The 26,175-nt window shown below is 63.4% G+C and carries 27 protein-coding genes; 9 read left to right on the top strand and 18 right to left on the bottom strand.

Annotated elements, in window-relative coordinates:
* Nucleotide 1: 1 nt before the first annotated feature.
* The 4 genes from APH42_RS01910 to APH42_RS01895 form a co-directional block, all read right to left on the bottom strand.
* Nucleotides 2-796, bottom strand: coding sequence for an ABC transporter permease (locus APH42_RS01910; RefSeq protein WP_012270996.1), 795 nt, complete (start codon nucleotides 794-796; stop codon nucleotides 2-4).
* On the bottom strand, nucleotides 786-1,625 hold the full coding sequence (locus APH42_RS01905; RefSeq protein WP_012270997.1) for an ABC transporter permease subunit: 840 nt from the start codon (nucleotides 1,623-1,625) through the stop codon (nucleotides 786-788). The genes APH42_RS01910 and APH42_RS01905 overlap by 11 nt, the downstream gene beginning before the upstream one ends.
* Nucleotides 1,622-2,428, bottom strand: a complete 807-nt coding sequence (locus tag APH42_RS01900) for an alkaline phosphatase family protein (protein ID WP_012270998.1) — start codon at nucleotides 2,426-2,428, stop codon at nucleotides 1,622-1,624. Before APH42_RS01900 ends, APH42_RS01905 begins: the two co-directional genes overlap by 4 nt.
* Nucleotides 2,429-2,585: 157 nt before the next feature.
* Nucleotides 2,586-3,644 (bottom strand): ABC transporter substrate-binding protein, encoded by a 1,059-nt coding sequence (locus tag APH42_RS01895; RefSeq protein ID WP_012270999.1) that lies wholly within the window; start codon nucleotides 3,642-3,644, stop codon nucleotides 2,586-2,588.
* Between the two features lie 328 nt (nucleotides 3,645-3,972).
* Here APH42_RS01895 and APH42_RS01890 point away from each other — a divergent pair, with 328 nt between their 5' ends.
* The gene (locus APH42_RS01890; RefSeq protein WP_012271000.1) at nucleotides 3,973-4,686 is read left to right on the top strand and encodes a UTRA domain-containing protein; all 714 of its coding nucleotides are present in this window, start codon (nucleotides 3,973-3,975) and stop codon (nucleotides 4,684-4,686) included.
* A gap of 6 nt (nucleotides 4,687-4,692) precedes the next feature.
* Here APH42_RS01890 and APH42_RS01885 read toward each other — a convergent pair whose 3' ends face one another.
* The 7 genes from APH42_RS01885 to minC form a co-directional block, all read right to left on the bottom strand.
* A complete protein-coding gene (locus APH42_RS01885; protein ID WP_012271001.1) occupies nucleotides 4,693-6,846 on the bottom strand; it encodes a mechanosensitive ion channel family protein in 2,154 nt (717 codons plus the stop codon).
* Between the two features lie 44 nt (nucleotides 6,847-6,890).
* Nucleotides 6,891-7,058: a hypothetical protein gene (locus APH42_RS30085; protein ID WP_012271002.1), complete on the bottom strand. Its 168-nt coding sequence runs from the start codon at nucleotides 7,056-7,058 to the stop codon at nucleotides 6,891-6,893.
* Nucleotides 7,059-7,172: 114 nt separating this feature from the next.
* The gene (locus tag APH42_RS01880) at nucleotides 7,173-8,462 is read right to left on the bottom strand and encodes a M18 family aminopeptidase (protein ID WP_060492598.1); all 1,290 of its coding nucleotides are present in this window, start codon (nucleotides 8,460-8,462) and stop codon (nucleotides 7,173-7,175) included.
* 107 nt (nucleotides 8,463-8,569) lie between these two features.
* Nucleotides 8,570-9,205: an RluA family pseudouridine synthase gene (locus APH42_RS01875; RefSeq protein WP_060492597.1), complete on the bottom strand. Its 636-nt coding sequence runs from the start codon at nucleotides 9,203-9,205 to the stop codon at nucleotides 8,570-8,572.
* A gap of 93 nt (nucleotides 9,206-9,298) precedes the next feature.
* On the bottom strand, nucleotides 9,299-9,553 hold the full coding sequence (gene minE / locus APH42_RS01870) for a cell division topological specificity factor MinE (RefSeq protein WP_003252572.1): 255 nt from the start codon (nucleotides 9,551-9,553) through the stop codon (nucleotides 9,299-9,301).
* A 3-nt stretch (nucleotides 9,554-9,556) separates the two neighbouring features.
* On the bottom strand, nucleotides 9,557-10,369 hold the full coding sequence (gene minD / locus APH42_RS01865; protein WP_012271005.1) for a septum site-determining protein MinD: 813 nt from the start codon (nucleotides 10,367-10,369) through the stop codon (nucleotides 9,557-9,559).
* A gap of 109 nt (nucleotides 10,370-10,478) precedes the next feature.
* Nucleotides 10,479-11,240, bottom strand: coding sequence for a septum site-determining protein MinC (minC, locus tag APH42_RS01860; protein ID WP_012271006.1), 762 nt, complete (start codon nucleotides 11,238-11,240; stop codon nucleotides 10,479-10,481).
* Nucleotides 11,241-11,351: 111 nt separating this feature from the next.
* Here minC and APH42_RS01855 point away from each other — a divergent pair, with 111 nt between their 5' ends.
* Nucleotides 11,352-12,287, top strand: a complete 936-nt coding sequence (locus APH42_RS01855; protein ID WP_060492596.1) for a lipid A biosynthesis lauroyl acyltransferase — start codon at nucleotides 11,352-11,354, stop codon at nucleotides 12,285-12,287.
* A 26-nt stretch (nucleotides 12,288-12,313) separates the two neighbouring features.
* Nucleotides 12,314-13,462, top strand: a complete 1,149-nt coding sequence (locus APH42_RS01850; RefSeq protein ID WP_012271008.1) for a patatin-like phospholipase family protein — start codon at nucleotides 12,314-12,316, stop codon at nucleotides 13,460-13,462.
* A gap of 68 nt (nucleotides 13,463-13,530) precedes the next feature.
* Here APH42_RS01850 and APH42_RS01845 read toward each other — a convergent pair whose 3' ends face one another.
* A complete protein-coding gene (locus APH42_RS01845; protein ID WP_081336902.1) occupies nucleotides 13,531-14,355 on the bottom strand; it encodes a VacJ family lipoprotein in 825 nt (274 codons plus the stop codon).
* Entirely contained in the window at nucleotides 14,348-15,646 is a 1,299-nt protein-coding gene (locus APH42_RS01840; RefSeq protein WP_012271010.1) for a serine protein kinase PrkA, read from the bottom strand. Before APH42_RS01840 ends, APH42_RS01845 begins: the two co-directional genes overlap by 8 nt.
* Before the next feature lie 190 nt (nucleotides 15,647-15,836).
* Here APH42_RS01840 and APH42_RS01835 point away from each other — a divergent pair, with 190 nt between their 5' ends.
* Nucleotides 15,837-16,214 carry a hypothetical protein gene (locus APH42_RS01835; protein WP_012271011.1) on the top strand — a complete coding sequence of 126 codons (378 nt, stop codon included), beginning with the start codon at nucleotides 15,837-15,839 and terminating at the stop codon, nucleotides 16,212-16,214.
* A gap of 121 nt (nucleotides 16,215-16,335) precedes the next feature.
* Here the strand turns inward: APH42_RS01835 and APH42_RS01830 are convergent, their stop codons facing one another.
* The gene (locus tag APH42_RS01830) at nucleotides 16,336-17,904 is read right to left on the bottom strand and encodes a beta-1,6-glucan synthase (RefSeq protein WP_012271012.1); all 1,569 of its coding nucleotides are present in this window, start codon (nucleotides 17,902-17,904) and stop codon (nucleotides 16,336-16,338) included.
* Between the two features lie 197 nt (nucleotides 17,905-18,101).
* Here APH42_RS01830 and APH42_RS01825 point away from each other — a divergent pair, with 197 nt between their 5' ends.
* From APH42_RS01825 to APH42_RS01815, 3 genes are all read left to right on the top strand, one after another.
* Entirely contained in the window at nucleotides 18,102-18,962 is an 861-nt protein-coding gene (locus tag APH42_RS01825; RefSeq protein ID WP_012271013.1) for a glycine betaine ABC transporter substrate-binding protein, read from the top strand.
* Between the two features lie 242 nt (nucleotides 18,963-19,204).
* Nucleotides 19,205-19,516 carry a DUF485 domain-containing protein gene (locus APH42_RS01820; protein WP_012271014.1) on the top strand — a complete coding sequence of 104 codons (312 nt, stop codon included), beginning with the start codon at nucleotides 19,205-19,207 and terminating at the stop codon, nucleotides 19,514-19,516.
* Nucleotides 19,513-21,177: a cation acetate symporter gene (locus tag APH42_RS01815; protein ID WP_012271015.1), complete on the top strand. Its 1,665-nt coding sequence runs from the start codon at nucleotides 19,513-19,515 to the stop codon at nucleotides 21,175-21,177. The genes APH42_RS01820 and APH42_RS01815 overlap by 4 nt, the downstream gene beginning before the upstream one ends.
* Nucleotides 21,178-21,252: 75 nt before the next feature.
* Here APH42_RS01815 and APH42_RS28960 read toward each other — a convergent pair whose 3' ends face one another.
* Nucleotides 21,253-21,405, bottom strand: coding sequence for a DUF3309 family protein (locus APH42_RS28960; protein ID WP_012271016.1), 153 nt, complete (start codon nucleotides 21,403-21,405; stop codon nucleotides 21,253-21,255).
* Nucleotides 21,406-21,644: 239 nt separating this feature from the next.
* Between APH42_RS28960 and APH42_RS01810 the strand changes: the two genes are divergently transcribed.
* Complete coding sequence (locus APH42_RS01810) at nucleotides 21,645-22,454, top strand: SDR family oxidoreductase (RefSeq protein WP_060492595.1); 810 nt, start codon at nucleotides 21,645-21,647, stop codon at nucleotides 22,452-22,454.
* Between the two features lie 120 nt (nucleotides 22,455-22,574).
* Nucleotides 22,575-22,757: a carbon storage regulator CsrA gene (gene csrA, locus APH42_RS01805; protein WP_012271018.1), complete on the top strand. Its 183-nt coding sequence runs from the start codon at nucleotides 22,575-22,577 to the stop codon at nucleotides 22,755-22,757.
* Here csrA and APH42_RS01800 read toward each other — a convergent pair.
* From APH42_RS01800 to ngg, 3 genes are all read right to left on the bottom strand, one after another.
* Nucleotides 22,754-22,981, bottom strand: coding sequence for a YheU family protein (locus tag APH42_RS01800; protein ID WP_009682864.1), 228 nt, complete (start codon nucleotides 22,979-22,981; stop codon nucleotides 22,754-22,756). The two genes, csrA and APH42_RS01800, sit on opposite strands and share 4 nt — an antisense overlap.
* Before the next feature lie 80 nt (nucleotides 22,982-23,061).
* A complete protein-coding gene (locus APH42_RS01795; protein ID WP_060492594.1) occupies nucleotides 23,062-24,246 on the bottom strand; it encodes an osmoprotectant NAGGN system M42 family peptidase in 1,185 nt (394 codons plus the stop codon).
* Nucleotides 24,247-24,426: 180 nt separating this feature from the next.
* A complete protein-coding gene (gene ngg, locus APH42_RS01790) occupies nucleotides 24,427-26,172 on the bottom strand; it encodes an N-acetylglutaminylglutamine synthetase (RefSeq protein ID WP_060492593.1) in 1,746 nt (581 codons plus the stop codon).
* Between the last annotated feature and the right edge of the window lie 3 nt (nucleotides 26,173-26,175).

The following is a 26,175-nucleotide window of genomic DNA, read 5'->3' as shown; positions in this document are numbered from 1 at the left end:
GTCAGGTCTTGTCCTTGTTCAGGCGGTTGGCGACCCAGGTCAGTATCAGCACGAAGGCGAAGTAGGAGATCACCAGTGCGCTGTTGAAGTGGCCGCTGCTGTTGCGCATGTTGTTCAGGTACACCTGCAGGGTCTCGTAGCGGGTGCCGACCAGCAGGTTGGCGAATACGAATTCGCCGAACAGGAACGAGAACGACAGCAGCAACGCCACCATCAAGCCCTTGCGCAGGTTGGGCAGCACCACCAGCAGTGCTGCCTGCCAGGTGCTGGCGCCGAGCAGCTGCGCGGCGTCCATCAGGTCGCGCAGGTTGATGGCCTGCAGGTTGTTGGTAATGGCTCGGTACATGAACGGCAGCGCGATGGTGAAGTAGCAGCCGATCAGGATCCACGGTGTGCCGACCATGGCCATCGGCCCGCTGCCGTACAGTTGCAGCAACCCCACCGACGACACCACCGGCGGTACCGCGAAGGGCAGCAGGATGAGGATGTTCATCAGTGCGTCGAGTTTGGGGAAGTGGTAGTGCACCACGAACAGCAGCGGCAATATCAGCACCACCGACAGCAACAGCGCGCCCACGCACACCAGCAGTGACTGGCCGAAGGCTGCCAGAAAGCGCGGCTCGCTCCACAATGCCGCATACCATTTCAGGGTCAGGCCACTGGGCAGCAGGCTGGCCGACCAACTGGTGGCCAGCGAGTAGAGCAGGGTGCCGGCCAATGGCAGCAGCAGGATCAGGAACAGCAGGTACACCACCACGCGATGGTACCAGCCGCCGGAAAGGGCGTCAGCGCGCATGGTAGCTCCTCTTCAGCAGCCATTGATGCACCACCGTGACCAGCGTCATCAGCCCCACCAGCACCATGGCCAGGGCGCTGGCCAGGTTCGGGTCGAGGCTGATGTCGCCGGCCACCAGGCCGGCGATACGGATCGGCAGTACGTTGAAATTACCCGTGGTCAGTGCGTACACGGTGGCGTAGGCACCGAGGGCGTTGGCCAGCAGGATGACGAACGTGCCCAGCAGTGCCGGGGTCAGCACCGGCAGGCCGATGTGCCGCCAGTACTGCCAATGGTTGGCGCCCAGCAGTGCGGCCGACTCGCGCCAGTCTTCACGCAGCGCGTCGAAGGCGGGGTACAGCAGCAATACGCCCAGCGGGATCTGGAAGTAGGTGTACACCAGGATCAGCCCGCTCTTGGAATAGATGCTGAAGTCTTCCAGCAGGCCGACCTGCTTCAGCAGCAGGGTCAGTGCGCCGTTGAAACCCAGCAGGATGATGAAGGCGAAGGCCAGCGGCACCCCGGCAAAGTTGCTGGTCATGTTGGCGAAGGCACTGACGAAGTCGCGCAGCTTCGAGTCCACCCGGCGCAGTGAATAGGCGCCGAGGGTGGCGATGACGATGCCGAACAGGCTCGACCAGAAGCTGATTTCCAGGCTGCGTTGCAATGCCTGCAGGTAAAACTTCGAGGCGAATACCTTGCTGAAGTTGTCGATGCCCCAGCCGGCGTCCGATTGCAGGCTGTTGGTCGCCACCCAGGCCAGCGGGGCGACCTGGAAGATGACGAAGAACACGGCGAACGGCAGCAGGCAGAGCAGGGCCAGGTAGCGGCCACGGGCGCCGCCATTCACTTCAGCAACTCCCGGCAAACCGTTTTGTCGTGCGCGGCGCCCAGCAGCTCGCAGATGGTGCCGCACAGCTCGGTCTGCAGCGGTTTGGCGGCCGGGTCCAGGCTGAAGGCGTCGCCAAACACGAACAGCGGCACTTCGCGCTCCTCGGCCAGCAGGCCGTTGTGCGAGCGGTCGTTGTTCATGCCATGGTCGGCGGTAACCAATACCTGATAGCCCTCTTCGAGCCAACCTGGCAGGTAGTCGGCCAGCAAAATATCCACGCTGCGCGCAGCGTTGCGGTACTGGCTGCTGTCCAGGCCGTGACGGTGGCCGATGTCGTCAACGCTCATAGGGTGCACCAGCAGGAAGTTGGGGGCGTGACGGCGGCGCAGGTACTCGCCATCGGCCAGCAGGTGCGAGTCGGGGTAACGGTCGTCCCAGTAGAACAGCCCGTGCTGGATCGGCAGCTTGGGCGCATGGGTGTGGCGGTCGCGCTGCGGGTCGAAGGGCGAGCGGTTGTACAGTTCGCTCATCCAGTGATAGGCCGCGGCTGCGGTGCCCAGGTTGGCCTCGCGGGCGTAGTGGAACACGCTGCGCTGGTTGGACAGGCGGTTGATGTTGTTGTGCACGATGCCGCTGTCGATCGGCGGCACGCCGGTGAGGATGCATTCGTACAGCGGCCGCGACAGCGACGGCAGCTCGCATTCCACCCGGTATAGCGCGGCGCGGTCGGCCTCGACGTAAGCGTGCAGGTGGCCCATGGCGTGGTGAGCGACCTGGTAGTTGAGGCCGTCCAGCAGGACCAGGATGACGTTGTGGCTCATTCAATACTCCGCAAAGGAACCGGGGAGGGCTTCGCCCTCCATTCGCGACACAAGGCCGCTCCCACAGGGACAGCGAAAACCTCTGGGGCGACGCGGGCCCTGTAGGAGCGGCCTTGCGTCGCGATGGGCTGCGCAGCAGCCCCAGGATGGTCCTGCCTTACTCCATTTCGATGATCACTTGCTCCTGCCACATCTGCGGCAGTTTCTTCGAGGTGGCTTCCCAGGCTTCGGCGTTCTTGATCGGCTGGGCAGCACCGTACTGCTCGTTAGGCAGCAACTTGGCTTGCACATCCGCTGGCAGCTTCAGGTGCTCGGCACGGATCGGCCGCGCATGCCCCTTGGCCAGGTTGATCTGCCCGGCGTCGCTGAAGATGTACTCGCGGGTCAGCTTGGCCGCATTGGGGTGCTTGGCATACTTGTTGATGACCGTGGTATAGCCGGAAATCACCGAACCGTCCGACGGGATCAGCACCTCAAAGCGTTTGGGGTCGATCTGTTCACGGTAGCTCAGGCCGTTGAAGTCCCACACCACGCCAACTTCCACTTCGCCCTTTTCCAACGTCTGGATAGTCGGGTTGGCCAGCGACAGGCGCTTCTGCTGGGCCAGCTTGGTGAACAGCTGCAGGCCCGGCGCCACGTTGCTCTCGTCGCCCTTGTAGGCAATGGCCGCGGCCAGCACGCCGTTGGCGGCCTGGGCGGCGGTGCCGACGTCGCCGATGGCGACCTTGTACTTGCCTTTTTCCAGGTCATGCCAGGACGTCGGGCGTTCGCCTTCCTTGACCAGGTCTTTGTTGATGATGAAGGCGATGGTGCCGGTATAGGCCAGTGCCCAGTGGCCGTCCTTGTCCTTGGCCCACTCCGGCACCTGGTCCCAGGTGCTTGGCTTGTAGGGCTGGCTGACGCCCTTGGTCACTGCGATCGGGCCGAAGGCGGCACCCACGTCGCCGATGTCGGCGCTGGCGTTGTCCTTCTCGGCTTCGAACTTGGCGATCTCCTGCGCCGAACTCATGTCGGTGTCGCTGTGCTTGAGGCCGTACTTGCTGGCCAGGTCTTCCCAGGTGCCTTTCCAGTTGGCCCAGGCATCGGGCATGCCCACGCTGTTGACCGTGCCTTCCTTGCGGGCGGCATCTTCCAGGGCCTTGAGGTCCGCGGCCATGGCCGAGGTGCAGAACGCGATGGCAGAGCCGAGCAGTGACGCCATGAACAACTTTTTCATCCGTAGCTCCTTGGGTGGGTGCCTTTTACCGATCGTTGTTATGAGTGAAACCGTTGCCTGGAACCTTTGGTCTAGGTCAGCAAACCTTGAGCCAAGGTAGGCCGCTTGCGTGACAGTTTGATGTAGGGAAGGGCCCGCGCAGGTGGCCGAGGGCTCCTGGCAATACAGCGTAGACCATGGCGCAGCCCCGGTTTTGCTGGGCTGGCCCGATTCTGCCAGTGCTCTGGGCGCAACCTTGTCACAGGATGTTCATCAGCCCTGCCTAGGCTTGCACTATTCTCCCAATGCCCTGTTCTGGGGCTGGAATAGTCCAGATAGGTAACCCTTGATGCAGCCGATGCCACCGCGAGCGGTAACAGCCATCTGCCATGCCCTGCAGGAGCAGATCGAGCACGGCCTGTTGGCGCCGGGCGGCAAGCTGCCGGCCGAGCGCCGGCTCAGCGAGGTGTTCGACACCACGCGTATCACCCTGCGCGAGGCGCTAGCCCAGCTGGAGGCCCAGGGCTTGATCTACCGCGAAGAGCGCCGCGGCTGGTTTGTCGCGCCCGAGCGGTTGACCTACGACCTGATCGAGCGCAGTCACTTCCATGCCATGGTGCGCGAGCAGGGTCGGGTGGCCAGTACCGAACTGCTGTCGGCGCGGCTGCAGCCGGCTTCGGCGGCCATCTGCGCGCGCTTGCAGTTGCCGGCGTTGTCCAGCGTGGTGCTTATCTGCCGCTTGCGGCGGATTGACGGGCGGGCGGTGCTGTATGCCGAGCACTACCTCAACCCCCGGTATTTTCCGGAGATTCTCGAACAGGATCTGGCGCAGTCGCTGACGGAGATTTATGGGCGAGTGTATGGCATCGAGTATGGGCAGGTGTGCTTTGAAATTTTGCCGACGGCGTTGCCGGTGGAGGCGGCGGGGGCGTTGAAGGTGTCGGTGGGTAGCCCGGGGTTGCACATCACTCGGGTCAACAGCGACCAGCATGGGCACCTGATCGACTGTGACCTGGAGTACTGGCGGCATGATGCCATCCGCATCCGCGCCCTGGCTGGCTAGGACGCCCTAACTGGAGGAACCGGAGTCTGCGACTGTTCCTCCACCGGCCGTCACCACCTGCACCGACAGCCGCGGCGTCGCCAGATCCAGCCCCGCCTCATCCAGCTGCCGCTTGAGCGCCAGGTTGAACGCCCGCGACACTTCCCATTGCTTGATCGGTGCGGTCTTGAAGCGTGCCCGCAAGATTGCCGAACCCGACTCGAAGCTCTCCACCCCCTGCAGCTCCAGCGGCGACCAGATGTTGCGGCGCATCAGCGGGTCATTGCGCAGTTTTTGCCCCACTTCCCGAATCAGCGTGATCGCCTGGTCGATGTTCATGCTGTGCGGGATGGCCACGCGGAAGATCGCGTAGCCGAACTCCCGCGAGTAGTTCTTGATGCTCTTGATTTCGCTGAACGGGATGGTATGCACGATGCCGTCGATATCGCGCAGGCGCACGGTACGAATGGTCAGCCCCTCCACCGTGCCCAGGTGCCCGCCGACATCCACGTAGTCGTCGATGGCCAGCGAGTCTTCGATGATGATGAACAGACCGGTGATCAGGTCGGCCACCAGCGACTGCGCACCAAAACCGATGGCCAGGCCGATGACACCGGCACCGGCCAGCAGCGGTGTGACGTTCATGCCCATGTTGGCCAGGGCGACGATCACCGCAATGATGAAGATGATCACGAACATCACGTTGCGGATCAGCGGCATCATGGTTTGCGCGCGGGCATTGGCCAGCCCCCGGCGCGAGCGCACCAGGGCATGGTGTACGGCGGTGTCGGCCAGGATCCACACCAGCCAGGCGACGATCAGCGTGCCCGCCAGGCCCAGCAGGCGCAGGCTGATGTCGTGGCCGTCGCCTTCGGCGAAGCTGATCATCGACACGCCCCACACGCGCAGGCCCAGTTCGATGAACACCAGCCAGATGAACAGGTGCACCAGCAAATAGCCGAAGTTGCGCAGGCGCTCTGTGTACACCGCCTGGCGTTTGTTGGCGCGTTTGGGGTTGGCGGCGTGGCGGCGAACCAGGCCGTTGAGCACCATGCACACCACCACCAGCACCGTGCACATCAGCGACTGGCGCAGGGCGGTGCTGGTGTCACCGGCGGAGACGAAGGTGGCGAACAGCGAAATGGCCACCAGGATCAGCGCCGGGATGAACCAGAAGCTGCCGAGGATCTCGATGGTGTCGCTGAGGGTGCGGCGGGTCAGGCGCCGCGACAATGGCTGGTTGCGGATCAGGTGGGCGATCGGGCGGCGAAAGCGCAGGATGAACAGCCCGGTGCACAGTGCTGCAACCACGTTGGCCAGGGTGGCCAGGGCGTGGGCCAGGTGGGTACCGAGGGCCACCAGCATGCGTGGGTCGCTCATTGCCTCGCCAAAGGCGGCGAAACTGCCGATCAGCCACAGTGGGCGGAACGCCTTGTGCCGCAGGATGTGCAGGGCGCGGTGGCGGTGTGGGCCGTCCAGCAGCGAGAAGGCGATGACACAGATGGCCGAGAAGCAGGTACCGACCACCAGCGCGTAGGCCAACACCATCGCCAGCGATTTGCCCAGCGACGGTGGCAGCACGAAGCTCAGGTACACGGTGAACACCAGCGCCACCAGCCAGGGGCCGAGCTTGCGCAGGGCGAAGCGCACCAGGTCCCAGGTGCGCGGGTGCTGTGGCAGTTCTTCACTCAGGCCAAAGCGCAGGCGTACCCGGTGACCGACCCAGTTGAAGGCGTAGGCCAGCACGCTCCACACGGCAATCACTGCAGCAAAGCCGAACAGGATCGCAGGCCACTGGTGCACCGGCACCATCAGCTCGCTCAGCTCGGCCTGGGCTTGTTCGATTTCCGCGGCCCAGCGGTGGAACGGGCTGGCATCGCCGCTGAACTGTTTCTCAAAGTCATGCAGGGCGCCGCCTATCAGGCCGAGCACGCCTTGCTCGACGCTGGGTTGCGATTGCTTCGTGGCGTCGCGCAGCTTTTTCAGGTCGGCCAGCAACTTGGCCCGTTGCTGATCGTTTTCAAGGTTTTTGATCACCTCGTCCAGCGACTTGCCCAGCGGCTCGGTGGCCTCCGGTTGCGCGGGCGCACTGCCGCCCAACAGGCCGGGCAGGCCCGCCGCCTGTACCGGGGTGATGAACAGCACAAGCAGCAGGAACAGGTAACGCAGGAGGGCAGGCACAGGCAAATCTACCTCAGGTCAAACGATTGACCGAGTGTAGAGGTTTATGTCGGCAGTTTCTCGAGGATCTTCCAGCAGGTGAGGCCGAAGATCCCCAAAGTGCCGATCCACATCATGAGCACACCGATATTGCGCTCGCGCATGCTGAAGCCGATGGTCAGCAGCAGCAGGAACAGGAACACCGGCACGAACAGGGACAGGAACGGGGACATGGACAGCAATCCTTATGCAGTGGGGCCATGTAACAAGCATAGCGCTTGGCAAGCGAGGCGGGATTGACCTTGAGCAGGTGTAAGCAGGCCCGGGCCTGCTTGCACCTGCCTGCATCAAGGCAATTCGCGGCTACGGTAGAAGGCGGTCAGTACCTTCACCAGGTGCGCCAGGTCGTGGCTGCCACACAGCTCGCGAATGGAATGCATGGCAAAGGTAGGCAAACCGATATCCACCGTGCGCACGCCCAGGTGGCTGGCGGTAATCGGCCCGATGGTCGAGCCGCAGCCCATGTCGCTGCGCACCACGAAGCTTTGCACCGGTACTTCCTCGGCCATGCACAGGTGGCGGAAGAAGCCGGCGGTTTCGCTGTTGGTGGCGTAACGCTGGTTGTTGTTCACCTTGATCACTGGGCCGGCATTGAGCTTGGGCCCGTGGTTACCGTCGTGCTTGTCGGCGTAGTTGGGGTGCACACCATGGGCATTGTCGGCCGACACCATCAGCGAGCGCTGGACGGTGCGCACGTAGGCGTCGCCATCGGGCAGCAGGCGCTGCAGGGTCTGCTCCAGCATCGGGCCGTCGGCACCGCAGGCCGAGCAACTGCCGACTTCTTCGTGGTCGTTGCACACCAGCACGCAGGTTTCGTCGCTGTCAGCGGCCAAGAGGGCCTGCAGGCCGGCATAGCACGACAGCAGGTTGTCCAGGCGGGCGCCAGCGATGAAGTCGCCGTGCAGGCCAATCAACGCGGCGTCCTGGGTGTCGTAGAAGCTCAGCTCGTAGTCCAGGACCACGTCGGCGATCAGCTCGTGCTCGCGGGCCAGTTGCTCGGTGAGCAGGGCGCGGAAGTCGATACGTTCGTCACCGGCGACCTGGGCCAGGATGGGCGGCAGCTCGTTCTGTGGGTTGATCGCCCAGCCTTCATTGGCGGTGCGGTTCAGGTGAATGGCCAGGTTGGGGATGATCGCGATCGGCAGCTTGAAGTCGATCAGCTGGCTTTCGACTTTGCCGTCACGGCGGTAGGTGACGCGTCCGGCCAGCGACAGGTCGCGGTCGAACCACGGCGCCAGCAAGGCACCGCCATACACTTCCACGCCCAGTTGCAGGAAGCCCTGGCGCTGCAGTTCGGGCTGTGGCTTGACCCGCAGGCACGGGCTGTCGGTGTGGGCGCCGACCATGCGGATGCCGTTCAACAGTGGGGCCTGCTTGCCCAACTTGATGGCGATGATCGAAGAGTCGTTACGGGTGACGTAATAACGGCCGCCAGGCACGGTGGCCCAACTGTCGCGTTCGTCCAGGCGCTGGTAGCCGGCAGCCTCGAGGCGCTGGGCCAGGCTGGCGGTGGCGTGGAAGGGCGTGGGGGAGGCCTTGAGGAAGTCGATAAGGCCAGTATTCAGTGCGTCGCGCATAGCTCACTCCAGACAGCAGTGGCGCGAGTTTAGCGCAGAATGTCGACAATTTGTGTCTGCCTCTTCGCGGGCAAGCCCGCGAAGAGGCCGGAACAGCCAGCCAAAAATCAGAAGGGTGCAGGGCACTCGAACTTCAACCGCTCCCCCGAGACCGGGTGGGTAAAGCTCAGCATCGACGCATGCAGGCACAACCGTTCATGGGCCGCCAGCGCTTCGGGGTTGGCATACAGCCGGTCACCCAGCAGCGGGTGGCCGATGGACAGCATGTGCACGCGCAGCTGGTGCGAACGCCCGGTAATCGGCGTCAGCTCCACACGGCAGTAGTCGCCGCAGCGCTCGACGATGCGCCAGAACGTCAGGGCATGCTTGCCCTGCTCGTGGTCCACCACATGCCGTGGCTTGGTTGGCGGGTCGTAGCGCAGCGGCAGGTCGATACTGCCGCTGTCCAGCGCGGGTTGGCCCCAGCACAGGGCGGTGTAGGCTTTTTCGGTTTCGCGGTCGTGGAACTGGCGCGACAGCTCGCGGTGGCTGTCGGCATCGCGGGCCAGCAGGATGATGCCGGAGGTTTCCCAGTCCAGACGGTGCACGATCAGTGCGTCGGGGTAGCCGTTTTCCTGCAGGCGGGTGATCAGGCAGTCCTTGTTGTCCTCGGCGCGGCCGGGCACCGACAGCAGCAGGGTCGGCTTGTTGATCACCAGGATGGCGGCGTCTTCGAAGAGGATCTGGACATTCGACAGCGGCATTGCAGTTCTCACGAAAGTAGCAGAAAACGCTGGGGCCGCTTTGCGGCCCTTTCGCGACACAAGGCTGCAACGCAGCCCCAGCTTTTAGCCTGATCAGCGATCCGGCAGGGTGATGTTCAGCTCCAGAATCGAGCAGCTGCCCTGGTTTTCCAGCTCGATATGCACGTCATCGTTGCCGATGTTCACATACTTGCGGATCACCTCCAGCAGTTCTTTCTGCAGCGCCGGCAGGTAGTCCGGCTCGCTGCGTTGGCCGCGCTCGTGCGCCACGATGATCTGTAGACGCTCTTTCGCTACCGACGCGCTGGTCTGTTTCTGTCTGCCACGAAAGAAGTCAAAAAGGTTCATGGTTTACTTGCCTCCAAACAGTCGCGCGAAGAATCCTTGCTTCGGCACTTCGATGAACCGCAGGGGCTTTTCTTTGCCCAGCAGACGGTCGACGGTATCGCTATAGGCCTGGCCGGCATCGCTCTGGTCGTCGAGGATGACCGGGATACCCTGGTTGGAGGCCTTCAGCACTGCCTGGGACTCGGGAATCACGCCCTTGAGCTTGATCGCCAGGATTTCTTCGACGTCGGCGATGCTCAGCATTTCGCCTTTTTCCACGCGCTCTGGGTGGTAGCGGGTGATCAGCAGGTGTTCCTTGATTGGCTCTTCGCCGTTCTCGGAGCGGCGCGACTTGCTCGACAGAATGCCCAGCATGCGGTCAGAGTCACGTACCGAGGACACTTCGGGGTTGGTGACCACGATGGCTTCGTCGGCGAAGTACATGGCCAGGTGCGCGCCTTTCTCGATACCGGCCGGCGAGTCGCAGATGACGTAGTCGAAGGTTTCCTTCAGCTCCATCAATACCTTTTCCACGCCTTCCTGGGTCAGCGCGTCCTTGTCACGGGTCTGGCTGGCGGCCAGCACGTACAGGTTCTCGAGGCGCTTGTCCTTGATCAGGGCTTGCTGCAGGTTGGCTTCGCCGTTGACCACGTTGACGAAGTCGTACACCACGCGGCGTTCGCAGCCCATGATCAGGTCGAGGTTACGCAGGCCCACGTCGAAGTCGACGATGACGGTCTTGTGGCCGCGCAGTGCGAGGCCGGTACCAATGGCGGCGCTGGTGGTGGTCTTGCCCACACCCCCCTTGCCGGAAGTAACCACGAGAATCTTGGCCAAGGTGTTTCACCCCTAAAATAGTCGGGACACAAGTCCCTGCAAATAACTGAAATAGCGTAAATGACGGCAACGGTAAAAAAGTTGCTCTAAAAATGCTGGCAAGTATCCGTTAAAGACGGGTGATGTTCAACACGTCACCAGACAGGCTGACTTGCACGCCGGTACCCCACAGCGGGTCGCGGCGCAGGTCTTCGCAGACTTTGTACTGGCCGGCGATTGAAACCATTTCGGCGGTCATCTGCTGGCAGAAGATCCGCGCCTTGGTATTGCCTTTGATGCCGGCCAGGGCGCGGCCACGCATGGCGCCGTACACATGGATGTTGCCATCGGCCAGAAGTTCCGCACCCGGGCTGACCGAGGCGGTAACGATCAGGTCGCCACCCTGAGCATAGATCTGCTGGCCGCCGCGTACTGGCGCAGTAATGATGCGGGTCGGGCGCACTTCGGGTTCGGGGGCCGGTGGTGGCGTCGGGGCGGGTTCGGGCTTTTTGACCACCTCGGGCTCGGGCTCCAGCGGCCGTTCGCGCGCGCCGGACGGTGGCAGCACCGGCAGGTCGATGGCGATGGCGGCGGCGATGTCCTCGATGCGGTTGGCGCGGATGGCCAGGGTACGCAGGCCATGGTGGCGGCAGATGCGCATCAAGCCGGGCAGGTCGATTGCCCCTTCGTCGGCCGGCAGCTTGTCCAGCGCCAGCACCAGCGGCGTGTTGCTGAAGAAGTTCGGTGCCTGGGCGACTTTGGCCGCCAACTGGCGGTCAAGGGCTTCAAGGTCATTGCGCGCCAGTTCCAGTACTGTAATGGCGAGCATGCTGCCCTTGAGCTGGAACACGGAGGCGGTGTCGGGTGTGTGGTTTGGGCTCATGGTCTGCATAGACGGCTTGTTGCGAAAAAAGTGCCCTGACTTATAACGAGAACACCGGTTGCCCGCAACATGCGCTGATCCGTTGTAGAATGCGCGGCCTTTGTCTTTCCGGATGCTTCAATGGAACGCCCGCGTTTTCGTCCCTATTACCTTCACCCCAAGTTCTGGGGCCTGTGGCTGGGCCTGGGCCTGCTGTGGCTGGTGGTCCAGTTGCCGTACCGGGTGCTGTTGAAAATCGGTGCGGCACTGGGTGCCGTGATGTACCGCTTCGCCGGTGAGCGTCGGCGCATCGCCGCGCGCAACCTGGAGCTGTGCTTCCCGGAACTGTCGGTCGACGAACGGCGGCGTTTGCTCAAGGCCAACTTCGCCTCTACCGGCATCGCCTTCTTCGAAATGGCCATGAGCTGGTGGTGGCCCAAGGCCAGGCTCGCGCGCCTGGCCCATATCGAGGGGCTGGAGCATCTGCAGGCCGCCCAGCAGGCGGGGCAGGGCGCCATCCTCATGGCGGTGCACTTCACCACCCTGGAAATCGGCGCCGCGCTGCTGGGCCAGCAGCACACCATCGACGGCATGTACCGCGAGCATGGCAACGCGTTGTTCGATTTCATCCAGCGCAGCGGCCGTGAGCGGCATAACCTTGACTCGCTGGCGGTGGAGCGCGAAGACGTGCGTGGCATGCTCAAGCTGCTGCGTTCGGGCCGGGCGATCTGGTACGCACCCGACCAGGACTACGGCGCCAAACAGAGCATTTTCGTGCCGCTGTTCGGCATCCCCGCAGCCACGGTAACCGCCACCACCAAGTTCGCCCGGCTGGGCAAGGCGCAGGTTATTCCGTTCACCCAGAAGCGCCTGGAGGATGGCAGCGGCTATCGTCTGGTAATCCACCCGCCACTGGCGGATTTCCCAGGCGAAAGCGAAGAGGCCGACTGCCTGCGTATCAACCAGTGGGTTGAGGGTGTGTTGCGCGAGTGTCCGGAGCAGTACCTGTGGGCGCACCGCCGGTTCAAGTCACGGCCCGAGGGTGCACCACGGCTGTATGAGAAGAAAAAGCGCTGAAAAATAGCTGATCCAGGAAGGAGTTCATGGCCCCACCCCCGGTAACCGGTCTTATCCTTTCTGGCGGCGGCGCCCGCGCCGCCTATCAGGTTGGCGTCCTTGCCGGCATTGCCGAGTTGCTGCCTGCCGGCGCACATAATCCGTTCCCGGTCATTGTCGGTACCTCTGCCGGTGCCATCAACGCCGTTACCCTGGCCAGCGGCGCCACTCATTTCAACGAGGCCGTACAACGGCTTACTGCCTTCTGGCAGAACTTTCGCAGCCATCTGGTCATCCGCAGTGACTGGCCCGGAGTCGTTCGCCAAGCCAGCCGTTTCGTTGGCCATAGCCTGCTGGGCCTGGGTGGCCAGGCGCCGGTGGCGCTGCTGGACAGCAGCCCACTGCGCAGCCTGCTGGAGGCACACTTGAACATGGATGGTATCGGCCATTCTCTGGCGGCCGAGCAGTTGCGCGCCGTGGCCGTCACCGCCTTCGGCTACGAGTCCGGCCAGGCGGTCACCTTCTACCAAGGGCGCGGCACCATCGAAGCCTGGCTGCGCCATCGCCGCATCGGCGTGCCCACGCCATTGACTATCGACCACCTGCTGGCCAGCGCGGCCATTCCGCTGCTGTTTGCGCCGGTGCAGTTGGGCGACGAATATTACGGTGACGGTGCGGTGCGCCAGTCGGCGCCGATCAGCCCGGCCCTGCACCTGGGTGCCAGCCGGGTGCTGGTGGTCGGGGTCAGCGGCAACCCGCAGCGGCCGGCACCGCCGTTGCCCACTCAGCGCGTGTTCAGTGGCCAGCAGCCGAGCCTGGCGCAGATCGGTGGGCACATGCTCAACAGCACGTTCATCGACAGCCTGGAAGACGACATCGAGTTGCTGCAGCGGCTCAACCACCTGAGCCGCTTGCTGCCAGCGCACTTGGATGCCCGGCGCCTGGGGCTGGCGCCGGTCGAGGTGCTGGTCGTGGCGCCCAGCCAGCCGCTGGACGAAATCGCCGCCCGGCACCGGCGTGAGCTGCCGGCGGCGTTGCGCTTGTTCCTGCGCGGGCCGGGGGCTACGCGGACCAGTGGGGCGGGGGTGTTGAGCTATCTGCTGTTCGAGGCGAGTTATTGCAGTGAACTGATCGAGTTGGGGCGACGGGATGCTTTGGCCAAGAAGCGGGAGTTGTGTCAGTTCCTGGGGATTTGACGTTGTCAGTTACGGCCCATTCGCGGGTTCATCGAGGCGGCGAACCGCCGCGAATGGGCCGGCACAGGTTACTCGGCTATCTGCAACTTGCGCGCCTGGGTATACACATACCGCACCTTTTCATACTCGAACGGCGAGTTCAGCTGGCCATAGCGGAACTTGGTGGTGTAGCGCTTATCCACCACCTGCAGGGCAAAAATTTCCGGGTGGTCGGTGCTGGTTTCGGGCACGTTCAGGTAGTTGATGGCCTGCTCGCCCGCATAGTCCACCACCAGCCCGGTGGTATCGCGCAGGTTCGATGGCCCCAGCACCGGCAGCATCAGGTAGGGCCCGTCTGGCACACCGTAGAAGCCCAGGGTCTGGCCAAAGTCTTCGCTCTGGCGTGGTAGGCCCATGCTGGTCGCCGGGTCCCATAGCCCGCCCACACCAATGATGGTATTGAACATCAGCCGGGCAGTGATCTCTGCCGAGCGCTTGACCTTGAGCTGCAGCACACTGTTGAACAGGTTCGGCACATCGCCCAGGTTGTTGAAGAAGTTGCTCACCCCGGTACGCACGAAGCGCGGGGTGACGTACTGGTAACCACTCACCAGCGGCAGCAGTACCCATTGGTCCAGCCGGTAGTTGAAGTGGTAGACGCGCCGGTTGATCGACTCCAGCGGGTCGTACACGTTCAACGCTTCCAGGGTGGAGCGCTCGAACTCGCGCTGGTCCAGCCCCGGGTTGAATTTCAGTTCGCGCAGCGGGTCGAGAAAACCGTCGGCTTCGGGCGCCAGTGGTGCGGCGGTCACTTGCGGGTCGGCCTCGATCACGCTGGCCCGAGGGGCGGTTTCGGCGGCCAGGGCTTGGCCGGCGGCCAGCAGGGCAGTGGCGAAGAGGAGTTTGTTAACCACGGAAGAACTCCAGCATGGCGTCACTGTTGACGCGGTAATTGAGGTTGCCGCAGTGGCCGCCGTGGGGGTAAAGGGTCAGGCGGTCACCGAACACCTGGCGCAGGAAGCCGATGTCACCCGGGCCGAGGATGACGTCGTCGGCGTTGTGCATCACGGCGATCTTGTCGCTGCTGCGCAGGTAGTCTTCCAGGGCATACAGGCTGACCTGGTTCACCAGTTGCAGGATGCTGTTGCCATCGGTGCGCGCACGCCACATGGGGATCACCTGCTCGGTCATGTAGCAGTCGAAGTCGCACTGCAAGGCGCGTTTGAAGAACGGCGTGAGGCTGCTGCCTTCGGTGATCGGGAACTTCGGCGGAATGATCAGGCCACGGCGGTTGATCAGGTCGGAGGTGAAGGCAATGTCGGCCGCGGAGAAACGGAACGAGGTGCCGATCAGCATGGCCATCTGCTCGTTGGACAGGTGCTGGCGCGACTGCTGGAAGTCATACAGCAGGGCGTCGTTCAGGTCGATGTAGCCCTTGTCCTGGAAGTAGCGAGTGAGCTTTTGCAGCATCAGCTCATAGAACGTGGTGCTGCGGTCGATGCCCTTGACCTGGGTTTGCACCAGTTTGTCCAGGTTGTTGATCGAGGTGTACAGGTTGACCGGCGGGTTCAGCAGCAGCACGCGCTTGAAGTTGAAGCTGCGGCGGGTTTCGTCCAGGTGGCTGACGAAGGCGGCGTCGAGCGCGCCCAGGCTGTAGCCGGTGAGGTAGAACTCGCTGATTGGCAGGCGTGGGTGCTGGGCGCGCACGGCCTGCATGACCCGGTACATGTCTTCGGCGTCTTCCTGGCTGACGCCGGGGGTGGCAAAGCGCGAGGCGGCGCTCATGAAGTCGTAGCTGGTGGGTGACGACAGCTGCACCACGTGGAAACCAGCCTGGTAGAACAGCTTCTTCAGGTACTCGTTGATGCTGCTGCTGTAGGGCGCACCGGTGCCAGCAATGATGAAAATCAGTGGTGCCTCGTGATCCTGGCGGGCCAGGCGGTACTTGAGCTTTTTCACCGCCCAGAAGTTGTCGGGCAGGGTGAACTCGCGCTCCGGGCGCAGGTTGAGGCTGTAGTCGGACTGGTTGATTTCGTCGTCGCTGGGCAGGGTCGGGCGCTGGTCCGGCGGCGTGGTGGCGATGGTGGCTTCGAACGGGTTGGTCAAGGGGTAGCCGTAGCTCGCGGCGTCGATATCCCGCGCTGAAGCGGCCACAGCCATAAGCAGGCTGCCGAGCAAGGCAGCGAGGCGCAAAGATCGAAGCATGTAATCCCCCAAAAGAACGCAAGGTCGAGCAGTGTGCAGGCTAGGACCACATCAACGCAGGCAAAGTTGCCTGGCGCGGTGGCCTTTGGTGTGCTGGTTATCTGCAACATAGCTGCAGGTTTGTGATTTTGCCTTACAACCGGGCTTAAGCGATCATGGATGAATTCGATTACCGCTATTGGAGAACTGGATGTCTCGTTCGCTGCCGGCTGCGCTGCTGGTACTGCTTCTGGGGTTGTGGCTCGCGGCCAGTTACGGCGTGCGCTATGGGCTGATGGAGGATGGCCAGTGGGTAGGGCTGTGCACGTCGCCTGCGGCGTATTGGCAGTGTGAAGTACGCGCGCTGCTGGGCTTGGGTATTCATCATCAGGTGTTGGCCTGGAGTGGGTTGGCGTTGGCGCTGCTGGCACAGGTGGTTTCCGGCCGCGCCGGCTGGTGGCTGGCGGTGGTGGCATTGGTGTTCGCGGTGCCGGCGTTGGTGTTGTACACCGCCAGCATTGCCGTGTTTGCGCTGGTGCTAGCGGGGCTGCGGCTTGTAAGAAAAGCCAAGGCGACGCGGTCTGTGTAGGAGCGGCCTTGCGTCGCGATGGGCCGCGCAGCGGCCCCGGCAATCTGTGCTGCTTCTCGAATTCTGGGGCCGCTTTGCGGCCCATCGCGACACAAGGCCGCTCCTACAGTTACCTGTGTTTTCAGGCTTTTCGAGTCATTCGCAAGCTCCGCCACAACGCTGCTGTCATCAGCACACTCACTACCGCCCAGATCAAGGCCTGCTGGTTCTCCAGCCCTTCCACGAACAGCTGCGGCGCCACCCCGGCGCCGACGATGAACGCCAGCAGCGCCACCTCCGCCCGCCGCGCCCTTACCGGCCACAGCACATACACCAGCGCCGGCAACGCCAGCGCAGCGCTGGGGAAGCTGCGGTAGCGCGGGTCGAACACCATCGCCAGCATGCTCACCGCTGCGGCAAAACCCGCCGCCAGCAACAGCCAGCCGGCCCGCGCCTGCAGCCAGGCGAATAAACGTTCGCGCCAGCCGGCCCGTTGCGCCAAGGCCAGCAGCGCATGGGCCAATACCAGCAGGTTCAGCCCGGCCAGTGCCACCGCCCACACCCACTCCCCGACAAAGCGTGCATGGGTGCGCATCAACTCGCCCCACAGCCCCAGGCAAACCGCGCCAAACGCCGCCAGCAGTGGCAGCAACACTGCCGCCTGCACAGTCGCGGGGCGCCCGGCGAGCATCAACATGACCAACATCAACACCGCACTCGCCAGCAACCACTGTGGCCAGTAATGCAGGTTGCTCACCGGCCCTTCGAGCACGCCCTTGTCCTGCCGGTCGGCATCGTAAAGCCCCCAGTAACCGCCTACAGCACCTTCGTTGGCACGCTTCCACGGCTGGTCGAAGGCTTCGATCAGGTTGTAGCGCCAGCCGTTGCTTTCGGCCATGGCCACAAAGCCGCGAATGAAGCGCGCCTCGTTGGCTCGGCTGGGCACAGCGGTCTCGCGCTGGCGGCCTTCGCTGGGCCAGCCGGTTTCGCCGATCAGGATGTCCTTGGGCGCGAAGCGCGTGCCGAACACCCGGCGCACGTCGGCAACGTGGGCCAAGGCATCGTCGATGCCGCGCGGTTCGTCCTCCCAGTAGGGCAGCAGGTGGATGGTCAGGAAGTCCACCGCCGGTGCCACCTGCGGGTGCTGCAGCCAGAAATCCCAGACATCGGCGTAGGTCACCGGCACTTTGACCTGTTGCTTCACTCGGGCGATCAGCTTGGCCAGGTGTGCACCGGTCACCTCTTTGCGCAGCAGTGTCTCGTTGCCGACGATCACCGCGCTGACCACATCCGGGTTGGCGTTGGCGGTGGCGATCAGCAGGTCGATTTCCTTGTCGGTGTCGGCCGGGTGAGCGTTGACCCAGGCGCCCAACATCACCTTCAGGCCATGCTTGCGTGCCAGCGCCGGGATTGCCTCAAGGCCGCTCATGGAATAGGTGCGGATGCACTGGAATCGCTCAGCCAGCAAAGCAAGGTCGGCGTCCATCCGTGCCGGGCGCAGCTGTAATGGCTGGTCGTAGGGTGACTGGTCTTTGTCGAACGGCGTGTACGAGGCGCACTGCAGCTTGTGCGTCGGGCTGGCCGCATCGGCCAGGTGTACCGGCTTACCCAGCCCGTACCAGAGCCCTCCAAGCCCAAGCAGGGCCAACAGGCAGGCAAGCAGGTACAACGGCAACAGCAGGCGGGCAGAACTGGGCATCGGGCGGTCCATCGTCAGGCGCAAAAGGGTAGATAGTAGCCCGGCGCCAATGCTTTGGCATGCAAGGATCGCGCAGGCCGGCGTAGGCCGATGGCGCTAATGGCACAGTGCTGTCGCATATGGGGCGGGTGCAGGTCGCAGCTGGATCAGGTCGACCTGTGTTGCAGGAAGATGATGCAATCTCCAAGACCTGACGAGGGGATGCTTTGATGGCGACTTTGAAAAAAATGCGACGTTTCCTGGGTGTGGGCACCGCCCTGGTAATGGCCATGAGCGCTGCACAGGCAATGGCTAAAGAAGTAAGCATAGGTTACGTGGATGGTTGGGCCGACAGCGTGGCGACCACCAACGTGGCCGCCGAAGTGATCAAGCAAAAGCTCGGCTACGACGTGAAGTTGCAGGCCGTGGCCACGGGGATCATGTGGCAGGGCGTGGCAACCGGTAAACTCGATGCCATGTTGTCGGCCTGGCTGCCGGTGACCCATGGCGAGTACTGGACCAAGAACAAGGACAACGTGGTCGACTACGGCCCGAACTTCAAGGATGCCAAGATCGGCCTGATCGTCCCCGAGTACGTCAAGGCGGTGAGCATCGCCGACCTCAAGACCGATAGCAGCTTCAAGCAGAAGATCGTCGGCATTGACGCAGGCTCCGGTGTGATGCTGAAAACCGACCAGGCGATCAAGGACTACGACCTGACCGGCTACAAGCTGCAGGCCAGCTCGGGCGCCGCGATGACTGCGGAACTGGGCCGTGCCTACGCCAAGCAGCAGTCGATTGCGGTGACCGGTTGGGTTCCGCACTGGATGTTCGCCAAGTGGAAGCTGAAGTTCCTCGAAGACCCGAAAGGTGTGTATGGCGCGGCGGAAACCGTGAACAGCATCGGCAGCAAGGAACTGGCGACCAAGGCTCCGGAAGTGGCGGAGTTCCTGAAGAAGTTCAACTGGCAGTCCAAGGACGAGATTGGCGAGGTGATGCTGGCGATTCAGGAAGGTGCCAAGCCTGAAGCCGCGGCCAAGGATTGGGTGGCCAAGCACCCTGATCGTGTGAAGGAGTGGACTGGCAAGTAACAACCCGTTACTGCCAATTTTGCTTCTTCGCGGGTAAACCCGCTCCCACAGGTACTGCGCAGGTTTCAACGCCTGTGTGATCCCTGTGGGAGCGGGTTTACCCGCGAAAGGGCCGCCACTTTGTTACGCAATCGGTAAAACACCGTTGCATCTAAGACTAAGGTCGTCTGGTTGGCGTTCAATAGCCGCATAAAGTAAGGGCGTGGGTTCCATCCCCTATCTGTGCTGCTAGGACAAAAACAATGAACGACAGCATTTACCTCTCGATACAAAACAGCCCCCGTTTCAAGGAGCTGGTTACCAAACGCGAACGGTTCGCCTGGGTGCTCTCGGCGATCATGCTCGGCCTGTACTGCGCCTTCATCCTCCTGATCGCCTACGGTCCTCACATACTGGGCGCCAAGCTCAGCCCTGAGTCGTCGATTACCTGGGGCATTCCCCTGGGCGTCGGCCTGATCGTTTCGGCATTCGTCCTGACCGCCATCTACGTACGCCGCGCCAACGGCGAATTCGATGAGCTGAACAAGGAAATCCTGAAGGAGGCGCAACAATGATTCGCCACGCCAAAGCCCTGGCCGTACTGGCCTGCGGAGCCTTCGCACCCGCCGTGTGGGCCGCCGATGCCCTGACCGGCGAGGTGCAGAAACAACCGCTGAACGTTTCCGCCATCGCCATGTTCGTGGCCTTCGTCGCCTTCACCCTCGGCATCACTTACTGGGCCTCCAAACGCAACAAGTCGGCAGCGGACTACTACGCGGCCGGCGGCAAGATCACCGGCTTCCAGAACGGCCTGGCGATTGCTGGCGACTACATGTCGGCGGCCTCGTTCCTGGGTATTTCCGCGTTGGTGTTCACCTCTGGCTACGACGGCCTGATCTACTCGATCGGTTTCCTGGTCGGCTGGCCAATCATCCTCTTCCTGATTGCCGAACGCCTGCGCAACCTGGGCAAGTACACCTTTGCCGACGTGGCCTCGTACCGCCTCGGGCAGAAGGAAATCCGCACCCTGTCGGCCTCCGGTTCGCTGGTGGTGGTGGCCTTCTACCTGATCGCGCAAATGGTGGGTGCCGGCAAGCTGATCGAGCTGCTGTTCGGCCTGGACTACCACGTGGCGGTCATCCTGGTCGGTATCCTGATGTGCCTGTACGTGCTGTTCGGCGGCATGCTGGCCACCACCTGGGTACAGATCATCAAAGCTGTGCTGTTGCTGTCCGGTGCCAGCTTCATGGCGCTGATGGTGATGAAGCACGTGGGCTTCGACTTCAACACGCTGTTCTCCGAAGCCATCAAGGTGCATGCCAAGGGCGAGGCGATCATGAGCCCCGGCGGCCTGGTCAAAGACCCGATCTCGGCGTTCTCGCTGGGCCTGGCTCTGATGTTCGGTACCGCTGGCCTGCCGCATATCCTGATGCGCTTCTTCACCGTCAGCGATGCCAAGGAAGCGCGCAAGAGCGTGCTGTACGCCACCGGCTTCATCGGCTACTTCTACATCCTCACCTTCATCATCGGCTTTGGCGCGATCCTGCTGGTCAGCACCAACCCGGACTTCAAAGACGCCGCCGGCGCACTGTTGGGTGGCAACAACATGGCAGCGGTGCACCTGGCCAATGCGGTAGGTGGCAGCGTGTTCCTCGGCTTCATCTCGGCGGTGGCTTTCGCCACCATCCTGGCGGTGGTTGCCGGCCTGACCCTGGCCGGTGCCTCGGCGGTGTCCCATGACCTGTACGCCAGCGTCTGGCGCAAGGGCAAGGCCAACGACAAGGACGAGATCCGCGTGTCGAAGATCACCACCGTCGCGCTGGGCGTGCTGGCGATCGGCCTGGGCATCCTGTTCGAGAAGCAGAACATCGCCTTCATGGTAGGCCTGGCCTTCTCCATCGCCGCCAGCTGCAACTTCCCGGTACTGTTGCTTTCGATGTACTGGAAGAAACTGACCACCCGTGGCGCCATGATCGGCGGCTGGCTGGGCCTGGTGAGTGCGGTGACGCTGATGATCCTCGGCCCGACCATCTGGGTGCAGATCCTCGGCCACGAGAAGCCAATCTACCCGTACGAGTACCCGGCGCTGTTCTCGATGGCCATTGCCTTCGTCAGCATCTGGTTCTTCTCGGTCACCGACAAGTCCAAGGCTGCTGATGACGAGCGTGCGCTGTTCTACCCGCAGTTCGTGCGTTCGCAGACGGGCCTGGGTGCCAGTGGGGCAGTGTCCCACTAAAAAAACGCTTCTTGCTTGAACACAACGCCCCGTCAATCGGGGCGTTGTCGTTTTGGTCCTGCGCCAGGCGTGGCGTCAAATCATGCCAAGCAACAACAACACCAACAGAATCACCAGCACCACACCAACGATGCCCGACGGGCCATAACCCCAACTGCGCGAGTGCGGGAAGACCGGTAAGCCACCAATCAGCAGGAGGATCAGGATGATGATCAGAATCGTGGTCATGACAGAATCCTTGCGTGGTTGAGGGTCAAGGGCCTCGGACTGCTGGCCTCTTGTATGTTCGGACCGGTGCCGCTTGTGAAAGATTCCATCTGTGTGCTGCCTGCACTGGCCCCGTCGCTGGCTGGGCCGGGACTGACCGCATGGTCATGCCCGGCCATTCACTACCCTGATGAACCCTGCCTGCCTACTCGGCCTTGATTAGACTCGTGGCACAACCACTTGAAACAAGGCCAGCCACCATGCAAAACCGCATCATGATCACTGGCGCCGGGTCCGGCCTCGGTCGCGAGATCGCCCTGCGCTGGGCGCGCGAGGGCTGGCGCCTGGCGCTGGCCGATGTCAACGAAAGCGGCCTGCGCGAAACCCTGGAGCGGGTGCGCGAAGCCGGCGGCGAAGGGTTTGTCCAGCGTTGCGACGTACGCGACTACAGCCAGCTCACCGCACTGGCCCAGGCCTGCACCGAGCAGTTCGGCGGCATCGACGTGATCGTCAACAACGCCGGGGTCGCTTCGGGCGGGTTCTTCGCCGAGCTGTCTCTTGAGGACTGGGACTGGCAGATCGCGGTCAACCTGATGGGCGTGGTCAAGGGCTGCAAGGCGTTCCTGCCGCTGCTGGAGCGCAGCAAGGGGCGTATCATCAACGTCGCCTCGATGGCCGCGTTGATGCAGGGCCCGGGCATGAGCAACTACAACGTAGCCAAGGCCGGCGTGCTGGCACTCTCAGAGAGCCTGCTGGTGGAGCTGCGCCAGCTGGAAGTGGCCGTGCATGTGGTGTGCCCGTCGTTCTTCCAGACCAACCTGCTGGGCTCGTTCCGTGGGCCGAACCCGGCGATGAAGGCGCAGGTTGGCAAGCTGTTGGAAGGCTCGCCGATCAGCGCGGCGGACATTGCCGATTACATCCATCAGCAGGTCGCCGCGGGTGAGTTTCTGATACTGCCCCACGAAGCTGGGCGCCAAGCCTGGCAATTGAAGCGCCAGGCCCCCGAGCGGCTGTATGACGAGATGGCGGAAATGGCGGTGAAAATGCGCACCAAGGCCCAGGCGCGATGAATAATCTGTAGGAGATTTTACCTGGCGGAGTAGGGTTCTTCTGATTCACTGCAGAACTATTGAGTAGGGGAATGCCGACACGGCAGGCTCCGGTTTTCCCTTTCGGTGGAGGACCGGACCATGCTGGTAATAGGACGCGAAGTGGGTGAGACCATCGTGATTGGCGATGATATTCGCATCAGGGTGGTGGAAACCCGTGAGGGGGTGGTGCGCTTTGGCGTGGATGCGCCGCGCGAGGTCCCGGTGCATCGGGCCGAGGTATACAAGCGCATCCAGGAGGCCAAACAAGGCAAGAGCTGCTAGTCAAGCAGCTCACGGGGCACATCGTGCTTGGCCAGCAACTGGCACTGCTGGCTTTCCGGGTCGAACAGGATGAACGCCTGGCCTTTGGCCAGGGCCTGGCGCACCCGCAGCACACGGGTTTCCAGCGGGGTGTCGTCGCCGTTGTCGGTGCCGTCGCGGGTGACGAAGTCCTCGATCAGGCGGGTCAGGGTTTCGGCTTGCAGTTGCTCGTAGGGGATCAGCATGGTGGGTGGTGTCTGAAGTAGGTGTGGCCATGCTACGCGAAACATTCGAGTTTTGGGGCTGCATAACAGCCCCAGGGCCTTCAGCCTTTATTGCCAACCAGGCTATCCACCGTCGGCACCCGCGTATCGCTCTCCATCTGCGCATCATGCTCCAGCTGATGGCTGAAGCGTTCAAGCGACGCATTGGCCGGTTGCGAATCGCTGGCGAACACCGGTGGGCTCAACAGGTACGCCGACAACAACCGGCTCAGCGCTGCCAGGCTGTCGATATGGGTACGCTCGTACCCATGGGTGGCATCGCAGCCAAACGCCACCAGCGCAGTGCGAATATCGTGCCCCGCCGTCACGGCCGAATGGGCGTCGCTGAAGTAATAGCGGAACAGGTCACGCCGCACGGGCAAGTCTTGGTCGCCGGCCAGTTTCAGCAGGTGCCGGGACAGGTGGTAGTCGTAAGGCCCCGACGAGTCCTGCATGGCCACGCTCACGGCATGCTCGCTGGACGCCTGCCCGGGCGCCACCGGGGCGATGTCGATGCCGACGAACTCGCTGACGTCCCAAGGCAGGGCACCGGCTGCCCCTGAGCCGGTTTCTTCGGTGATGGTGAACAGCGGGTGGCAATCGATCAAAGGTTGCCGGCCGCTTTCCACCACGGCCTTCAATGCTGCCAGCAATGCGGCTACGCCAGCCTTGTCGTCCAGATGGCGGGCGCTGATGTGGCCGCTTTCGGTGAACTCGGGCAAAGGGTCGAAGGCCACGAAGTCACCGATGCTCACGCCCAGTGCCTCGCAGTCGGCGCGGGTGGCGCAGTAGGCGTCCAGGCGTACTTCCACATGATCCCAGCTGATAGGCATCTGGTCGATGGCGGTGTTGAAGGCATGCCCGCTGGCCATCAGCGGCAGAACGCTGCCGCGGAACACCCCGGTATCGGTGAACACGCTGACGCGACTGCCTTCGGCGAAGCGGCTGGACCAGCAACCCACTGGCGCCAGGGCCAGGCGGCCGTTGTCCTGCAGCTGGCGCACACTGGCGCCGATGGTGTCGAGGTGGGCGGACACGGCCCGGTCGGGTGAAGTTTGCCGGCCCTTGAGGGTGGCGCGGATGGTGCCACGGCGGGTCAGCTCGAAGGGGATGCCCAGTTCGTCCAGGCGTTCGGCAACGTAGCGCACGATGGTATCGGTGAACCCGGTGGGGCTGGGGATGGCGAGCATTTCCAGGAGCACACGTTTGAGGTAGTCGAGATCGGGTTCGGGGAGTCGTTCGGACATGTCCAGGCCTCCGGTCGGGTTGATATTCCAGGCTGTGGCGCGGTCTTTGTAGGAGCGGCCTTGTGTCGCGAAAGGGGTGCGAAGCGCCCCCAGGATTTCAGCTTCGCTGCTTAGATTGCTGGGGCCGCTTTGCGGCCCTTTCGCGACACAAGGCCGCTCCTACAAAAAGCCGAGCAGTTGTCAGGCCAAAGGTCGGCTATGCGGAAACAGCAAGTCGATAAAGCGCTCGGCCGTTGGCTGCGGTTCATGGTTGGCCAGGCCGGCACGTTCGTTGGCCTCGATGATCACGTACTCCGGCTGCCCGGCGTCACGCACCATGAAGTCCAGCCCCACCACCGGAATTTCCAGCGCCCGAGCAGCGCGCACAGCAGCGTCGGCCAGTACCGGGTGCAGGCGCTCGGTGACGTCTTCCAGGGTGCCGCCGGTGTGCAGATTGGCGGTGCGCCGCACGGCCAGACGCTGGCCGGCAGGCAGCACGTCGTCATAGCCCAAGCCCGCCGCGCGCAAGGTGCGCTCGGTTTCGTCGTCCAGCGGGATGCGGCTTTCGCCACCCGTGGCGGCCTGGCGCCGGCGGCTCTGGGCCTCGATCAACTGGCGCACACTGTGCTTGCCATCGCCCAGCACCTGCGCCGGGTGACGGATGGCGGCGGCCACCACTTCGTAGCCGATCACCACGATGCGCAGGTCGAAGCCGGCATGGAAGCTTTCCAGCAACACGCGGCTGTCGAACTGGCGGGCGTGCGCCACGGCCCGGGTGATGTCGTCGATGCAGGTCAGGTTCACCGCCACGCCCTGGCCTTGCTCACCGTCGACCGGCTTGACCACGACTGCGCCATGCTCGTCGAGAAACGCCAGGTTGTCGTCGGCATTGCCCGCCAGTTGCTGCGCCGGCACCTGCAGCCCAGCGTTGTGCAGGGCGTGCTGGGTCAGGCGCTTGTCTTGGCACAGGGTCATGGTCACGGCACTGGTCAGGTCGCTGAGCGATTCACGGCAGCGAATGCGCCGCCCACCCAGGCTCAGCGTGAACAGGCCGCCAGCGGCGTCATCCACCTGTACTTCGATGCCCCGGCGCAACGCCTCGTCGACGATGATGCGGGCATAGGGGTTAAGGTCGGCTTGCGGCCCGGGCCCGAGGAACAACTGCTCGTTGATGCCATTTTTGCGCTTGACCGCAAAGGTGGGCAGGTTGCGAAAGCCCAGCTTCTGGTACAGGCGCTTGGCCTGGCGGTTGTCGTGCAGCACCGACAGGTCGAGGTAGGCCAGGCCCCGGCTCATGAAGTGCTCGATCAGGTGGCGCACCAGCACCTCACCCACGCCTGGGCGGGTGCAGTGCGGGTCCACGGCCAGGCACCACAGGCTGCTGCCATGCTCAGGGTCATCGAACGCCTTGGCGTGGTTCAGGCCCATGACGCTGCCGATCACAGCGCCGCTGTCTTCGTCTTCGGCCAGCCAGTACACCGGGCCGCCCAGGTGCCGAGGGGTCAGTAGTTCGGCGTCCACCGGCAGCATGCTGCGTGCCTGGTACAGGGTGTTGATCGCCTGCCAGTCGGCGGGGTTCTGCGCCCGGCGCACGCGGAAGCCGCGGAACACCCGCTGCGCCGGGCGGTAGTCGGTGAACCACAGGCGCAAGGTGTCGGACGGGTCCAGGAACAACTGCTGTGGGGCCTGGGCCAGCAATTGCTGGGGCGCGGCCACGTACAGGGCGATATCGCGCTCGCCGGGGCATTCGTCGAGCAAGTCCTCGGCCAGCGAAACCGGGTCGGGGTAGGTGTGGCCGATCAGCAGCCGGCCCCAGCCGCAGTGCACGGCTCGCGGCTGGTCGTGGGGCTGGCTGCCGTCGCCGGCCAGGCGCGCCTGCAGGCGCTCATAGGACGGCGCCTGGCCGCGCAGCAGGCGCTGCCCGTAAGCGATTTCATGGGTTTTCATCGG

Origin of the sequence: Pseudomonas sp. NBRC 111140 (assembly GCF_001320885.1) — a bacterium.
GTDB classification, from domain to species: domain Bacteria; phylum Pseudomonadota; class Gammaproteobacteria; order Pseudomonadales; family Pseudomonadaceae; genus Aquipseudomonas; species Aquipseudomonas putida_P.
The sequence above is the reverse complement of the archived record's forward strand: the minus strand, read 5'-3'. Positions and strand labels throughout refer to the sequence as shown.

Excerpts from the sequence above, each read along its gene's own strand:
- APH42_RS01910 (WP_012270996.1), bottom strand. The coding sequence starts at position 796 with ATGCGCGCTGACGCCCTTTCCGGCGGCTGGTACCATCGCGTGGTGGTG.
- APH42_RS01900 (WP_012270998.1), bottom strand. The coding sequence starts at position 2,428 with ATGAGCCACAACGTCATCCTGGTCCTGCTGGACGGCCTCAACTACCAG.
- APH42_RS01895 (WP_012270999.1), bottom strand. The coding sequence starts at position 3,644 with ATGAAAAAGTTGTTCATGGCGTCACTGCTCGGCTCTGCCATCGCGTTC.
- APH42_RS01890 (WP_012271000.1), top strand. The coding sequence starts at position 3,973 with ATGCAGCCGATGCCACCGCGAGCGGTAACAGCCATCTGCCATGCCCTG.
- APH42_RS30085 (WP_012271002.1), bottom strand. The coding sequence starts at position 7,058 with ATGTCCCCGTTCCTGTCCCTGTTCGTGCCGGTGTTCCTGTTCCTGCTG.
- APH42_RS01880 (WP_060492598.1), bottom strand. The coding sequence starts at position 8,462 with ATGCGCGACGCACTGAATACTGGCCTTATCGACTTCCTCAAGGCCTCC.
- APH42_RS01875 (WP_060492597.1), bottom strand. The coding sequence starts at position 9,205 with ATGCCGCTGTCGAATGTCCAGATCCTCTTCGAAGACGCCGCCATCCTG.
- minE (WP_003252572.1), bottom strand. The coding sequence starts at position 9,553 with ATGAACCTTTTTGACTTCTTTCGTGGCAGACAGAAACAGACCAGCGCG.
- minC (WP_012271006.1), bottom strand. The coding sequence starts at position 11,240 with ATGCAGACCATGAGCCCAAACCACACACCCGACACCGCCTCCGTGTTC.
- APH42_RS01855 (WP_060492596.1), top strand. The coding sequence starts at position 11,352 with ATGGAACGCCCGCGTTTTCGTCCCTATTACCTTCACCCCAAGTTCTGG.
- APH42_RS01850 (WP_012271008.1), top strand. The coding sequence starts at position 12,314 with ATGGCCCCACCCCCGGTAACCGGTCTTATCCTTTCTGGCGGCGGCGCC.
- APH42_RS01840 (WP_012271010.1), bottom strand. The coding sequence starts at position 15,646 with ATGCTTCGATCTTTGCGCCTCGCTGCCTTGCTCGGCAGCCTGCTTATG.
- APH42_RS01835 (WP_012271011.1), top strand. The coding sequence starts at position 15,837 with ATGTCTCGTTCGCTGCCGGCTGCGCTGCTGGTACTGCTTCTGGGGTTG.
- APH42_RS01830 (WP_012271012.1), bottom strand. The coding sequence starts at position 17,904 with ATGGACCGCCCGATGCCCAGTTCTGCCCGCCTGCTGTTGCCGTTGTAC.
- APH42_RS01825 (WP_012271013.1), top strand. The coding sequence starts at position 18,102 with ATGGCGACTTTGAAAAAAATGCGACGTTTCCTGGGTGTGGGCACCGCC.
- APH42_RS01820 (WP_012271014.1), top strand. The coding sequence starts at position 19,205 with ATGAACGACAGCATTTACCTCTCGATACAAAACAGCCCCCGTTTCAAG.
- APH42_RS01815 (WP_012271015.1), top strand. The coding sequence starts at position 19,513 with ATGATTCGCCACGCCAAAGCCCTGGCCGTACTGGCCTGCGGAGCCTTC.
- APH42_RS28960 (WP_012271016.1), bottom strand. The coding sequence starts at position 21,405 with ATGACCACGATTCTGATCATCATCCTGATCCTCCTGCTGATTGGTGGC.
- APH42_RS01810 (WP_060492595.1), top strand. The coding sequence starts at position 21,645 with ATGCAAAACCGCATCATGATCACTGGCGCCGGGTCCGGCCTCGGTCGC.
- csrA (WP_012271018.1), top strand. The coding sequence starts at position 22,575 with ATGCTGGTAATAGGACGCGAAGTGGGTGAGACCATCGTGATTGGCGAT.
- APH42_RS01800 (WP_009682864.1), bottom strand. The coding sequence starts at position 22,981 with ATGCTGATCCCCTACGAGCAACTGCAAGCCGAAACCCTGACCCGCCTG.
- APH42_RS01795 (WP_060492594.1), bottom strand. The coding sequence starts at position 24,246 with ATGTCCGAACGACTCCCCGAACCCGATCTCGACTACCTCAAACGTGTG.
- ngg (WP_060492593.1), bottom strand. The coding sequence starts at position 26,172 with ATGAAAACCCATGAAATCGCTTACGGGCAGCGCCTGCTGCGCGGCCAG.